This is a genomic window from Acidisoma sp. (assembly GCF_965199065.1).
Lineage (GTDB): Bacteria > Pseudomonadota > Alphaproteobacteria > Acetobacterales > Acetobacteraceae > Acidisoma.
The window spans coordinates 868151-881707 of sequence record NZ_CBDAQN010000001.1; the positions used below are offsets into that span (position 1 = coordinate 868151).

11 protein-coding genes and 2 tRNA genes are annotated in these 13557 nt (G+C 64.9%); 6 read left to right on the forward strand and 7 right to left on the reverse strand.

Annotation, left to right across the window (positions count from 1 at the left end):
• The first annotated feature begins 169 nt into the window (after positions 1-169).
• A tRNA-Glu gene (locus tag ACOEQ1_RS04080) sits at positions 170-245 on the forward strand.
• A 34-nt stretch (positions 246-279) separates the two neighbouring features.
• Here ACOEQ1_RS04080 and ACOEQ1_RS04085 read toward each other — a convergent pair.
• Entirely contained in the window at positions 280-1020 is a 741-nt protein-coding gene (locus ACOEQ1_RS04085) for an SOS response-associated peptidase (protein ID WP_419757946.1), read from the reverse strand.
• 124 nt (positions 1021-1144) lie between these two features.
• Positions 1145-1825, reverse strand: a complete 681-nt coding sequence (locus ACOEQ1_RS04090) for a PAS domain-containing protein (RefSeq protein WP_419757947.1) — start codon at positions 1823-1825, stop codon at positions 1145-1147.
• A gap of 608 nt (positions 1826-2433) precedes the next feature.
• Between ACOEQ1_RS04090 and ACOEQ1_RS04095 the strand changes: the two genes are divergently transcribed.
• Positions 2434-3777 (forward strand): ammonium transporter, encoded by a 1344-nt coding sequence (locus ACOEQ1_RS04095; RefSeq protein WP_419757948.1) that lies wholly within the window; start codon positions 2434-2436, stop codon positions 3775-3777.
• A 117-nt stretch (positions 3778-3894) separates the two neighbouring features.
• On the opposite strand, the gene ACOEQ1_RS04100 is transcribed toward ACOEQ1_RS04095, so the two are convergent.
• Positions 3895-6003, reverse strand: a complete 2109-nt coding sequence (locus tag ACOEQ1_RS04100; RefSeq protein ID WP_419757949.1) for a beta strand repeat-containing protein — start codon at positions 6001-6003, stop codon at positions 3895-3897.
• 138 nt (positions 6004-6141) lie between these two features.
• Entirely contained in the window at positions 6142-7851 is a 1710-nt protein-coding gene (locus ACOEQ1_RS04105; RefSeq protein ID WP_419758636.1) for a bifunctional protein-serine/threonine kinase/phosphatase, read from the reverse strand.
• 157 nt (positions 7852-8008) lie between these two features.
• Here ACOEQ1_RS04105 and ACOEQ1_RS04110 point away from each other — a divergent pair, with 157 nt between their 5' ends.
• Both ACOEQ1_RS04110 and greB read left to right on the forward strand, forming a co-directional pair.
• Positions 8009-8350 (forward strand): hypothetical protein, encoded by a 342-nt coding sequence (locus ACOEQ1_RS04110; protein ID WP_419757950.1) that lies wholly within the window; start codon positions 8009-8011, stop codon positions 8348-8350.
• The gene (greB, locus tag ACOEQ1_RS04115) at positions 8351-8881 is read left to right on the forward strand and encodes a transcription elongation factor GreB (protein WP_419757951.1); all 531 of its coding nucleotides are present in this window, start codon (positions 8351-8353) and stop codon (positions 8879-8881) included.
• On the opposite strand, the gene ACOEQ1_RS04120 is transcribed toward greB, so the two are convergent.
• A complete protein-coding gene (locus ACOEQ1_RS04120) occupies positions 8863-9813 on the reverse strand; it encodes an isoaspartyl peptidase/L-asparaginase family protein (RefSeq protein ID WP_419757952.1) in 951 nt (316 codons plus the stop codon). The two genes, greB and ACOEQ1_RS04120, sit on opposite strands and share 19 nt — an antisense overlap.
• Positions 9814-9904: 91 nt before the next feature.
• Between ACOEQ1_RS04120 and ACOEQ1_RS04125 the strand changes: the two genes are divergently transcribed.
• Entirely contained in the window at positions 9905-10285 is a 381-nt protein-coding gene (locus ACOEQ1_RS04125) for a VOC family protein (protein WP_419757953.1), read from the forward strand.
• Positions 10286-10287: 2 nt separating this feature from the next.
• Here the strand turns inward: ACOEQ1_RS04125 and ACOEQ1_RS04130 are convergent, their stop codons facing one another.
• Positions 10288-11364: an acyltransferase family protein gene (locus ACOEQ1_RS04130; RefSeq protein ID WP_419757954.1), complete on the reverse strand. Its 1077-nt coding sequence runs from the start codon at positions 11362-11364 to the stop codon at positions 10288-10290.
• 448 nt (positions 11365-11812) lie between these two features.
• On the opposite strand from ACOEQ1_RS04130, the gene ACOEQ1_RS04135 reads away from it, so the two are divergent.
• Entirely contained in the window at positions 11813-13147 is a 1335-nt protein-coding gene (locus ACOEQ1_RS04135) for a hypothetical protein (RefSeq protein WP_419757955.1), read from the forward strand.
• Between the two features lie 121 nt (positions 13148-13268).
• Here the strand turns inward: ACOEQ1_RS04135 and ACOEQ1_RS04140 are convergent.
• Positions 13269-13343: transfer RNA gene (locus tag ACOEQ1_RS04140), tRNA-Thr, on the reverse strand.
• Positions 13344-13557 lie beyond the last annotated feature (214 nt).

Consider the following 13557-nt stretch of genomic DNA (forward strand, 5'->3'; position numbering starts at 1 on the left):
CTGGACGTGTTCTGCTGATCGGCCATGAGGCCATTGTGCATTGCAGCGCCTCCGGAGCAATCGTTCCGTGTCGGTGGCGGTCGCTTTTTTTCAGAGTGCGCCCGGACCCTTGATCCGGCGTAGAGGCTGCACTAATAGAACCGCACCGCGCGATTGGCGCGGACGCGCGGTCCCGTTCGTCTAGAGGCCTAGGACGCTGCCCTCTCACGGCGGCAACACCGGTTCGAATCCGGTACGGGATACCAGCGACTTCAATCCATCGCCCGATCGTTTTGGCAGCTAGGCGGGGTTTGGTCCTCCGCCCTCGGTCGCCAGTATCATCGGTTCGAGCAGCCCGGCATCGTTGTTCCGAGGACTGTTGACACGGGGCGAAACCGGCCAAGCCTGTAGCGTGCCGTCCGGCGCGGGCCGCAACAGCGCTCCCGCATCACCGGCGTCCTCGCCCAGCCATAGCCGCCAGTCGGCTTCCTCAAGCACCAGTGGCATCCTGTCGTGAAGCACGCTCATCTCCCGGTTGGCGCCGGTGGTGATGATCGCGAAGCTGCGGACAACCTCGCCTTCGGGCGATCGCCAGCCTTCCCAGATGCCGCCGAAGGCCAGCGGAGCCTGATCGACGCGTGCAATCGCGTAGGGCTGCTTGCCAGAGCCGACCTTCCGCCATTCATAAAACAGGCCAGCCGGCACGATGCAGCGCCGGGCGAAGAAAGCGCTGCGGAACATGCCGGAAGAGGCGACGGACTCGGCGCGCGCATTGATCGGCTTGCGCGCCTCTTTCAGGTCCTTCGTGAAATGAGGCACGAGGCCCCACTTCAGCGCATCGATCCGCCGGACGCCCGTTTCCGGATGGCGCCGGACCACAAGGGCGTCCTGGGATGGTGCAAGGTTCCAGGAAGGGCCGAGATTAGGCACGTCTCCCTCCGTGCCGAACAGCCGCCGGATGAACTCTGCTGAAAGGGTGGAGGAGAAGCGGCCACACATGAAGGACAAGGTCTCTTTGAGCGAGAAGCACGCAGCGCTCATCGGCAGAAACTGGCCCTTCGGACATATGGCGCCACCCGGCCCGGCTCCGCGATGAACTCACTTTCCTGCGAACAAAGGTGAAGCGACGGCTTTCATCCCGCCCGTGATCCGCAACCCCGGCGTCTCAATACCAGAGCGCCGCCAGCTGATCATCGAGCCGTCCACGCTCGGAGACGAGCCTGATGGTGAGGACTGCCGCGCCGGGGCTGGCCGTGCCGTCTGCCTCGGCAGGCCTGCAGGTCATGTCCACTGGTGCGACGACGGCCTCGTCGATGAGGATGCCGAGGGTGACCGCTGAGGCGCGGGCCCGGTCAGAAAACGCCGACGCTACGAGCGCGTCGAGCTTCGGAAGGTCGCCGGGCGAAAGGAAAAGCTCGAGCGAGTTGCCCAGCATGTCCTGCGGCGTCAGGCCGAACAGCCGCGCCGTGAGCGGCGTGATGTGCTCGATACGCCGCTCCGCGCTCACCACGCAGAGGTCACCGGTTGTCTCAATCGCCGGTATCTCCGGTTCGTCAGCTTCGACGCTCTGCCCACCCGGCGCATGCGTCGGCAGACGCTGCTGTTCAGTGGGATGCCGCTGCCCGAGAACGCGCGACAGCTTGCCCAAGCCATAGAAGACGGCAGCCACAGGGTAGGCGATCGCTGCCGCCCGCACGGCATCCCAGAACTCAGGCGCGTCATACCACATCGGATAGACGAGTTGCGCGCCCGTGAAGGGTGCGACGCCGCCTGTCGGCTCGCCCTGGGCGCTGAGGGCAATGACGAGTTCCAGCAGCACATAGCCAGAGGTCGCTATGCCAATCACAAGGGCGGTCGTCCAAAGCGCGCCCCGTACCCGGCGAGGCGCAACACCATCTATCGCTTCCACTTCACCCGACCTTCCAGACGCACCCAGGTTAGGACGACCGAAGACGTTTCACAAACGATAAGAAAAATGAAGTTGAAGCAGCGCCGGACCGTGAGCCTCTCCAGAACCTGCGAGCAACGTCACGCCGGATCAGCCTGACGCCGTTTTGAGTTATTTTTAGCCCGTCTGTTCATTTGTTGGGCGGAAATGTTTCGGTAATTCGTGCGTAACCTTTGCCTCTTTGGGCAGCGACGCTCCTCCGTTCCACGAACGGGCGATCATCAGCAGGTGCGCCGGGCGTTTCAATCCAAAGGCACGCCAGAAAAATGATCCGAGTCATTTCCGCAAGCCAAGCTTGGCACCGATCTTGCTCGGTCGTCTGTCAAGTCATGGGTCCGATCCCTATGGAAAGCGTTAGGTGACTGAGGGGAAAGAATATTCCCCATCGTTCACTGAAACGTGCGGGCGAAGTCGAGGACTTGGCCGCAGGTCCATCGGGGTGACCGTTTCGCCCGTCAGGGACCAGAGATGGTGTTTAGCTGGCTAACCAACCGGGGGGTATCGACGTGCTTATTCCTTCACCAAAATGGCTCGACTCAGGCGACAACGCCTGGCAGTTGGCGGCGGCAACGTTCGTCGCCCTGCAGAGCGTGCCTGGCCTCGTTATCTTCTATGGCGGTGTCGTCAAGAAGAAGTGGGCCATCAACTCGGCCTTCATGGCGATGTATGCGTTTGCGGCGGTGATGGTCGTCTGGGCTCTGTGGGGCTACAGCATGGCCTTCGGCCCGCAATGGTTCCCGTTTCTCGGCATCCCCAAATCAATCCTCTCCGCGGCCTTCGAGCAAGGCGAGGCCATCATACCGGCCGCTGCCGGGGGCATGCCGCCGCTCGCCTTCGGCATGTCGACGATGGTCTACTTCCAGTTCGTCTTCGCCGCGATCACCGTCATCATCCTTGCCGGCGCCGTCCTCGGGCGCATGAGCTTCAAGGCCTGGATGATCTTCGTGCCGCTGTGGATGACCTTCATCTACACCATCGGCGCGTTCAGCCTCTGGGGCGGCGGCTGGCTCGCCGTCCGCGGCGTGGTGGACTTCTCCGGTGGCTACGTCATCCATCTCTCGGCCGCGACCTCGGGCTTCGTGGCGGCCGCGCTTGTCGGGCCCCGGCTCGCGCGCGACCGTGACAGCTTCGAGCCGAACAGCCTGCTGATCACCCTCGCGGGCGCCGGCATCCTGTGGCTGGGCTGGAACGGCTTCAACGGCGGCGACCCCTACTTCGCGAACGCCGACGCCGGCGCCGCCATCCTCAACACCAACATCGCCTCCTGCGTCTGCCTGCTCGTCTGGACGATGATGGACTACTTCCGTTACGGCAAACCCTCCGTCATCGGCGCGGTCAACGGCCTGATCGCCGGCCTGGTCGGCATCACGCCCGCCGCCGGTTACGTGAACGGCTGGGGCGCCATCATCATCGGCATCGCCGCCGCCATCCTGCCCTGGTTCAGCATGAACATCTTCGCCAAGACGCGCCTGATGCGGCGGGTCGACGACACCCTGGGCGTGTTCCATACCCATGGCGTCGCCGCCGTGGTCGGTGGCTTGCTGACGGGCCTGCTCGCCGACCCGGCGATGATCGAATATGTCGGCACCGACAAGGACGCGCCGGGCATCAGCGTGACCGGCAGCCTCCACCAGTTCATCCTGCAGATCGAAGGCGCGCTGTTCATCATCGTGCTGAACGTGATCGGCACCTTCATCATCCTGAAGATCATATCCTTCATCACGCCGCTGCGGATGCCGGACGCGATGCTCCGGATCGGTGACGACGCCGTACATGGCGAAGAGGCCTATGCGCTCTACGGCGACGGTTCCCGCGTGCCGGTTCCTGAATCCGAAACGACGACGGTCTGAGGTCAGTCTCGTGACAGAGGGGGCGGCCGGTTGGCCGCCCCTTTCCGTTGATGGGTGTTTCCGTTTCTTCCAGCCATGACCTCCAGTAAATCAAGGCGATGCACCGTCCGCTGGCGCCTAGAAGACCTTGTGTCCGAAGCCGACCAACGTGATCGAGGTGCCGTCCGTGAGCGTAATGGTGTCGGAGCCGTTGATTACGCCCTCATCCGCGATCGGGTAGCTCGTGTAGCCGCCGAAAACGAGTATGTCGTTCGCCTTTATCCCCTCGATCGCTTCCGTGCCGCCGGCGTGCCCGTTGAGGAACCCATATACGTCCGGACCCGCACCGCCGATGACCGTGGAATGGCCGGTGCCGCCGACAACCGTGTCCGCCGCCCCGTTGAGCGCCATGAGCGCCGTTGTTGCAGGGGCCGTGAAGAAGGTCTCGACGCCTGTGCCAAACTGGCCCGCCATCGTTGTGTTGCCGTTCGCGCCCGCCACGAACTCCACCGGACCGCTGCCCTTGCCGAATTCGGTCGTGGTGCCGGAACCGCCGATGAGGGTCGAGGCTCCGCTGCCTGACCCCGCCACCAGGATGTTGGTGCCGGAGCCGCCGGTGAGGACGCTGTTGGCGTCGCCTGTGGAGCCGAACAGTGTGGTGTTACCGGCGCCGCCCATGACCGTCGCCGCGCCGGTGCCCCCGATAAAGTTGAGCGAGCCCGTGCTGCCGGCAACGGTGACGTTGCCCGATGCCCCCGTGACCGTAGCAGGTGGTGTCGCCGTGTCGACGGTCGTCCCGCTTCCCGCACCGGACACGGTGGGAGCGGCTGTGACTGGCGGCAGAGTGACCACGATGCTGAGGCTGGGCGGCGAGGTGGAGAGCGCCTGCGGACCCGCGGCCAGGGCGAAGCTTGCCAGGGTCAGGTTGCTGCCCGTGAAGTTTAAGACCTGCTGCGCGGCACCTTCCTGGATCGTCAGAGCGCCCCCGGTCGCCGAAGCGGTGAAGCTGGTCGCGGTCACCGACGGGAAAGCGATGCCGGTCAGGATCACCGTGTCGTTGTAGGACGCCGTCGTACTGTGAAAAGGGGCTATCCCTTCGGTAACGGTGGTTGTGGGCATTACCGCGATGGTTCCATCGAACGCCCCAGGGTTGTTGAGAACGAGCGTGCCTGTGCCGTCGCTAAAGCTAACGTCCTCGGTATCCGGCCCGGCCAGTTCGAGCGTCGACTGGGCGTTGGTGGCAAAGACATAGAGGTCGCTCGCATAGGGAGCGACGACGAGGGTCCCAGTCCCGGTTACGGCGCCGCTGAGCACGAGCGTCGAAGGTCCCGTCTGCGCGACCGTCGTAGGGCCAGCCTCGATCATGCCGTTGTTCTGGATCGGACCGCCCACGGACCCGGTGCCGGTAACCTTCCCCGATGCCGTGATCGTCAGATCGGGGGTCGAAAGCGTGCCGGTCTGGAGCAAAACAGATCCCGCGTCGGTCAGGGCTTGGCTGGTCGTGTAGTCACCGCCCTGGACGACGAGTTGGCCGGACGGCAACACAGAGTGCAGCGTCTGGCGGAGCGGCAGCGTGCTGGCCGTCGTGGGGTCGTAGCTTTGGATGTCACCGTAACCCGAAGTCGTAGAATCGCCGGCCACCTCAACCGTCGCGCCAATCGAGGTGATAGGGGCGCCGGTATCCAGGATCAACGCGCCGGATTGGACCACCTCGTAGACGCCGCCGGTAAGTACGCCGCCGACAAAATCGGAGTTCGCATTGCTGCCGGTCAGCGTGATCGTCATGATGCCTTCGGCGATCAGCGTGCCCGGGTTGAGCAGGCTGGCCGCGGTGATCGTCAGGCCCGAGCCGATGATGCTCTGCGTGTTGGTGAGCGTGCCCGTGGTGGTCACCTCGCCCGACCCTTGGATATCGTAGCCGGCGCTGGTCAGGGACCCGAAGGACAGGCTTCCACCGCCGAGGTCGATCTCGGATTCTGCGCCCAAGCTGACCGCGCCGGAGACGGACAGGGTGCCGTTGATCTCCAAATAGGCGTCCATATCCGTGATGGAACGCGTCATGTAGGATTCGGTCGTACTGATTGTGACAAAGGAGGTGTAGACGGACCCGGTCGATGGCACGGTTGTCAGCGGGAAGACCACGTCCGCATCGGCCGCATTCGGAACGACCATACCGGACCAGGCAGTAGGGTCGTCCCAGTTCGCGAACTGCGTGGTCGCGTTTGGGACGAAGGTATAAGTGGTCACGACGGTTCTCCTGAGGTGGCCTTGACCCCTCGGCGCCTCTTGACGGGCCGCTGCCGGTCAGGCTGGCAGCTTATGTTAAGCCAAGCCGAGGAAGCCAGCGCCGTGGATCAAAGTTCCCGCAGACTGGCCCGGCTCATTCTAAATCCGGAACACCAGCAGCCCGATGACCGCGAGTGCCAGGGCAGCGCTCACGATCTTCCAGAACAGCAGCGGGTTGCGGTCGTAGAACGAGCGTCTGGCCCGCACCGGGCGGAAACTCTCGCCCGTCTCGAGCGCCAGCACGAGATCGATCGCGTCGGGAAAACGGTCCTCCCGCGCCAGCGCCGCCCCGCGTAGGATGACCCCATCGAGCCAGGCTGGCAGGTCCGAACGGTGCCGGGTGAGCGGCGTCGGCGTTGTCTGGCGTGGCGGCGAGAAGCTTTTGTTTTCTCCGTAGGGGAACGCGTCCCCGCTGAACATGCGGTAGAGCGTGACGCCCAGCGCATAGACATCCGTTTCGGCGTCGCCGCGATTGAGGCCGGTGAAGAGCTCTGGCGCCATGTAGCTTGGCGTGCCCGGCACGCCGGCGGGGTCGATCGGCTCGTCCTCCTCGATGCCTGGCACCCGCGCCAGGCCGAAATCGATCAGCCGCACGACCCCGTCGGGCTGCAGCATCACGTTGCTGGGCTTGATGTCGCGATGGATGATCCCCGATCGATGCAGCGAGGCTGTGGCCTTGGCGAGCGTCACGGCGATGGCGAGACCTTCGTCGAGTGCGATCCGGGGCTTGCGGCCAAGGCGGTGTTCCAGCGTCTCGCCTGGATAGTAGGTCATCACCGAGTAGAGCCGCGTCTGGCGGGCGGGTTCCGGCTCGGGCGCCTGGCCAAGCCAGGGTCCTCGCAGACGCGTCGTGATCCAGGCCTCGCGGAGGAAGGCTGCGCGGACAAGCGGCGCGCGGGCAAGGTCGGGGTCCGGAAACTTGACCACCACGGTCCGGCCCGTGGCGCGGTCGGTCGCGCGGAACAGCCGGCTCATCGGCCCATCCGACAGGATGGCGTCGAGTTCGTACTGATCGACGAGCGAGCCCGGTTCCGGCAGCGGTCCTATCGGCAATCCGGCCATCCCGGCCGCGAGATCGGCCCTGTTCGCCGCCGGGATTTCAAGCACGTCGACGATGAGGGCGGTTGCGTTGTCGCGTCCTCCGGCTTCGAGCGCGGCGGTGACGAGGGATTGGGCAGTCTCGTCCGGCGCTTCCCGCAGCCGGAGGATCTGAGCGATGCGTCTTGCCGACAGCGGACCGTGGATGCCGTCGCTGGTCAGCAGGAAGCGATCGCCGGGGGCCGCGGGCTCGTCGCAATAATCCGCACGGGTTCCCCCGGCGAGGCCGATGGCCCGGCTGAGCACCTTCGGATTGAGGTGATGGTCGGTCGTCATCTGTGTGAGCTGGCCACCGGAGAGGCGGTAGAGGCGCGAATCGCCGATATGGATGCCGTAGGCGCGACGCCCGCGGAGGACGAGCGCCGTGAAGGTGGTGGCCATCTGCGAGAGCTTGTCATCCGTCCGGCCCTGGGCCTCGATCCAGTCCGAGATGGCCTTGAGCGCGGCGGCAGCCGCCTGCGGGACGGCGAGCGTCGGTCTCTGGGCAAGAAATCCGTCGATGAAGCCGCGGACGGCGAGTTCCGCGGCCACGCGTCCGCCCGAGGTGCCGGAGACGCCGTCGGCGATGGCGGCGATCACGCCCTCGCTGTGCCGGCTTTCGCGCGTGCCGAGGTAGGCCAGGGCGAAATCCTGGTTGTCGGCGCGGGGGCCGCGGTCGCTCGCAAGGCCCACGCGCACGTCGAGCCGGCCGGGATCGAAACGGACGGCCATGCTGTCCAAGCCTGCACTCTCCTTTCTGACGACGGCGGACCATGCCTGCGCGGGGCCGCCGCGTCCAATCTCTCCCCGTGGATGGACCTCTCGGCCGGAGGCATTATGCTCGGTCGGCGAGGCGCTTGAAGCAGGCGCCGCAAGAGGCGGGTGAGGCATGGCTAGGTCTGGCGGGCGCGCGGCTTGGGTATTGTGCAGTGTGGTGTTCGGCTTCCGGCTGGCCGGTGTGGCGGACGCCGCACCATCGTCGCCACCCGGTGCCGCTCCGGCGGCGCTTCAGTGCACGAACACGACGAGCGGCGCGACGTGGGACATCCCGGTCGACCTCGCCCACGGGACGGTCGATCAGGTTCCGGCGCAAGTCACCGACGAGCGCATTCTATGGGAAGACAAGACACTGCACTACTATGACTTCGACCGCCGGACCGGCAGGCTCGACATGCATGTCGCATCGAGTACCGGCGGCTTCTACCTCACGGACCGTTGTGTGCTCAAATAGATGGCGCTCGACCCGGATGACGAGGAGGACGACGGGCCGCCGAAGCTTCCTGGCGGCAAATTCTACATGACGCCGGAAGGGCATGCCCGCCTGGAGGCGGAACTGGCGGAGCGTCGCACCGAACGGCACCGCGTTGTGGAGATCGTCTCCTGGGCAGCGGGCAACGGCGACCGCAGCGAGAACGCCGATTACAAGGAGGGCAAGCGCCGCCTGCGGGAGATCGACCGCCGGCTGCGGTTCCTCACCCGGCGGCTGGCCCACGCCGAGGTCGTCGACCCCGCGGCGCAGACCAAACGCGACCGCGTCTTCTTCGGGGCAACGGTGACGTTCGCCAACGAGCGGGACGAAACGCTGAGCGTGACGATCGTCGGCGTCGATGAGGCGAACATGACGGAGAGCAAGATCAGCATCGCCTCGCCGATGGCGCTCGCACTGCTGCGGGCCACCCGCGGCGATGAGGTAACGGTGCGAACGCCGCACGGCCCGGAGCGGATCGAGGTGCTGGAAATCCGCTACCCGTTCAGCACGTAAATCTCATCATGGGTGCCGACGTGGAAGGTTCCGTCGGGCGTCACCCAGCCGCGGAACATCCCCTGCGTGTTGTAAGGTGTCACCACGCGGCCCAGGCTGTCGATGGCGACGAGCCCCGCGCCGATGCCGTATGGGGCGAGATCATCCATCACCACGCGGTTCGCGGCGGCGGCGATGTCCTCGCCGAGATAGCGCATCCGGCTGGCAATCTCATGCCCCACCACATGACGGATGAAGAACTCCCCCGCGCCGGTGCCGGAAACGGCGCAGGCGCCATCCCGCGCGTAGGTGCCGGCACCGATGATCGGGGAGTCGCCGATGCGGCCTACGGGCTTGTTGGTGAAGCCGCCGGTGGATGTCGCGGCGGCAAGGTGGCCGGCCGCGTCCAGCGCGACCGCGCCGACGGTTCCGTGCTTTTCGGCTTCGCTGGCGAGGCGGTCGGTGCCCGCCGCACGATGCGCCTGCATCCGGGCGAGCGCTTGCCGCTGCCGGTCGGTCACGAAATACCCAGGGTCCATCACGGCCAAGCCGTTGGTCTCGGCGAAACGGTCGGCGGCGGAGCCGGTGAGCATGACGCTCTCACCCGCCTCCATGAGCGCGCGCGCGACGCGCACGGGGTTGCGGCTGCAAGGCACCGCGCTGACGGCGCCGGCCGCGAGTGTCGCCCCATCCATGATGGCGGCATCGAGCAGGGCCTGGCCATCGGCATTGAGCGCGGCCCCGAAGCCCGCGTTGAAATGAGGACTGTCCTCCATCACGACGACCGCGGCTTCGACGGCGGCGACAGCGCTGCCGTCCGCCCGCAGCACGTCCCACCCGGCTTGCAGCGCGCGGCCGAGTTCGGCGCGGGCATCGGCCCAGCCGGCTTCGTCGAGATCGCTGCGCGCCATGACGCCGCAGCCGCCGTGAATGCCAAGAGCGATGGTTTGCATCCGGAACTCCTTTTCCGGGCACAGGCTAGCCGGGCTTGAGGCCGAGGACCACCGCACCACGTAGACGCGGTCCGCGGGAGGCCCTGACGCCATGATCGATCGACTGGACCATCTCGTGCTCACGGTTGCCGATCTCGGCCGGACGTTGGATTTCTACGTCCGCGGCCTTGGCCTGACGGAGCAGCGGTTTGAGAACGGGCGCGTCGCGCTGCTGTTCGGGCAGCACAAGCTGAACCTGCACGAGGCAGGCGGGGAACCGATCTTGCCGCGTGCGGCGCGCCCGACATCCGGCAGCGCCGACTTCTGCCTTATTGCCGATCGGCCCATGGATCGGGTCATCGAGCTGTTGCGGGAGCGGGCCATCCCGATCGAACTCGGTCCGGTGGCCCGCACCGGCGCCAGCGGACCAATCCGGTCGGTCTATCTTCGCGACCCGGATGACAACCTGGTCGAGATCGCGGAATACGTCTGAGCCTAAACGCTGCCCACCAGGGCGGGCTTGCGCTGTGTCGTACGGCCCCGGATGAGACGCCGCAGCGGCACGTCGTAATACGTCAGTGCCAGATAGGTGATGGCCAGCACGATCGTGGCCTCGATGAGCGCGAAGACGATCGAGCCTTCCAGGCCGAAGTGGCGGCGCTTCAGCACTTCCTGGCCGGCGCGCAGGATGGGGCTCTGCAGGATGTAGAGCGGGTAGGAGAGTGTCCCGAGGAAGCGGAATGCGTTCGAAAGCTTGGGACCCACGTCGACCGCCGCGCCGAGGAAGATGACGGCGGGGAACAGCAGGATGATGTAGGGCAGCGTCAGCAAGCCGGCATGCGATGCCGGGACCATGATGAAGGCGACCAGGGCGATCATGAGGCCGATGGCGATGAGTGGCGCATGCCGCGGACGGCGCCGGAACCGGAAGACGAGAACGCCGGCGAAGAAGGGAAACATGACGCGCGCGAAGCCGAAGACGAAGTTGTTCTGGTTGAACCCTGCGTAGGTGTCGCCGTTCTTGAGTGCCAGCGCAATCAGCAGAGCGGCGCTCGCCGCGACCAGCCCGATGAGAAGGCGCGTCGTGAGCCTCGGCGCGATGACGGCGAAGATGGCATTCGCGAAGACCTCGAAGGTGAGCGACCACTGCGCCATGTTGAACGGGAAAGCGGTGCCCCATTGTCTGAACACATAGGATGGAAGCAGAAGCAGACCGAGGACGCCGCTGATGGCGATCTGCTGGAAGGTCACGTCGTGCTTGACCGATGCGGCAAGGAAACCAAACAGGATGCCGGTCGAGGTGCCGACGAACAGCAACGGATAGAGACGCACAAACCGGATCCAGGCAAAGGACTTCAGATCCATGGTGCCGGTGCGCAACCTCTGCTCATAGGCGAAGGCCATGACGAAGCCGCTCAGCATGTAGAAGAAGTCGACGGCGAGGCCCGCGAACGGCAGCGCCCCCTCGACATGCTGCTGAAGGAGATGAAAGCCGAGGACGGTAAGGGCTCCGAAGCCACGCAGGCCGTCCAGGACGGCAAACTGATGTTTCGTCGAGGCAGGGGCGAGCATCCATGGGACCTTTACTGAAGCATCGCTTTCCTAGAGGTCGCGACGGAAACGCTGTACCCCGTAAAAAGAATGATGACGTACAACGATTGACGGGGATGCGTTTGGAAAAATCCGCGTTTTCCAATGCGGGCGCCGTCGCTTCGAAGCGAACGGAGGCTGCGGATGCGAAATTGGCCGTTCAAGCGGCCCTATGGTTCAGGTCCAAGGGGCGCGATCGCTTGAAGAAGCAGCGGGCCCCGGGCTCGTGGCGGTACGTCCCGAAAGCTTAATCCCGCCGACGGCCGTCATTGATGGCTTGTCGGAAATCCGGCTTGTGATCAAAAATTGGCAAGGCCTGAAGGGTGCCATTGTGGACCAATTTCAAACGCCGGCTTCAGGGTTATCGTCGCCTCCAGGACGCGCAACTCCGAGACAGGATGAGCGCCAGTTATACACTCGCCTGACACTTATGGACCGCCGGCTGAACTTCGTGGTGTCGGTAGACCCCAGAACAGCGGCAGACCTCAGGAAGATCAAGCGGCTTCGTCATCATCCCAGGCTTCTCCTCGCACTGGGCGCGTGCATCATCATATTTCTGATATGGCAACGGTGCCCAACCGTTATCTCTCGGGCCGAATTCTGGGCCGAGGACGGCTGGGTCTGGTATCCGCAGTGCTACGCCCATGGCTGGCATTGCCTCTTCCTCGACCATTCCTCCTATCTGCAGACGATCTCGATGCTGGTCGCGTTGCTCAGCCTGTTGAGACCGCTCACGGACGCGCCGAAAATCTTTGCTTTCGCGGCTTTGCTGCTCCAGGCGGCACCCGCCATTTTCCTGTTGTCGTCACGCATGTCCGCGGCGATCCCATTGCTTGCGATCCGACTGGCGCTCGCCCTGCTGCTGGTTGCGATCCCCGGCATGAAGGAGGTCTACGTCAACGTCACCAATTCGCAGTGGCATCTTTCGCTGCTCGCGTTCCTCATTCTCTGCGCCGCGCGCGCCGAGACTTGGCCGGCCAGAATTTTCGACACGCTCGCTCTTGTCGTCTGCGGTCTAAGTGGACCGTTCGCGCCACTCCTGGTGCCGGTCGCCTTGCTGTGGTGGTGGCTGCGTCACGAGCGCTGGCGGCTTTGGCGGCTGGCAGTTGTTTTGGCCACGGCAGCGGTTCAGATCAGCCTTATCGTCGCGCATCATGCGAGCCGGGATGTTGCGGGCCCCGGAATCGGCTGGAGCCTTGGAAGACTCATCAACATTGTCGTCGTCAACGTTCTTGGCGTTGCCGCTTTTGGGCGCACAACCCTGATCGACGACTACTGGTCGGTGGGGCAGGGGTGGCTGTCCAACGGCAGCCTGCCGGCCAGCCTCGTGGGCGGGAGCATCATGGCGGCGGCCCTCACGCTCGCGATCATCGCCTTCCTACGCGGCCCCTGGATTCTCCGGAGTTTTCTCATTTTCGCCGGGCTTGAATTCGGCACCAGCCTGGTCGACGGCCTGACGACGGTGCAGCCACTCTGGGTCGCATTGGAGGGCTGGATCGGCATGCGGTATTACTTCCACCCCATCGCGGCCTGGCTCGCTGTCCTGGTGAGCCTCGTCTGTGATCGCAGCCTGCCCTTGCGCGGGATCGGTATAGCGCTCCTAGCGCTCACCGTTGTCTTCGCGATACCTGCGGACTGGCGGTTGCCGAGACATCAGCCGACAAATTTCCGCACGGAGGCCAAGGCCTTTGCCAAGGCGCCCACAGGAACCGTAATGGCGTTTCCGGAGGCGCCAAGTAGAGATATGGTGCTCATCAAGCATTGAGCTGCGCCGTCGCTCGGCCCGGACAAGCGCCTCCGGAGCGTTAAGCGCCGCGCCGGTGTCCAGATTGGGATCGAGCCGCCGGCATCCCTCCGTTCCGATCCCGCCCATGCCGCATGGACTGTGGTGCCGGGTGAGGGATTTGAACCCCCGACCTTCGGTTTACAAAACCGCTGCACTACCACTGTGCTAACCCGGCCTGCCGGCGCGCATGATTACGTGCCTCGGCTGACAGCCGCAACCCTCAACTCCGCTTCGGAACAGGCACGCAACCGCCCCGGTGCAGCGGTCCGTCATCACGAAGGCCGAACCGCCGGTTTGCCCCGACAGGGCTTTCCCATATCATCTATCGCCTTGGGCCAAAGTTAGGACGTAACCATCTAAGCTGCGGCAGAGGGGACGGCAGAGCCGTT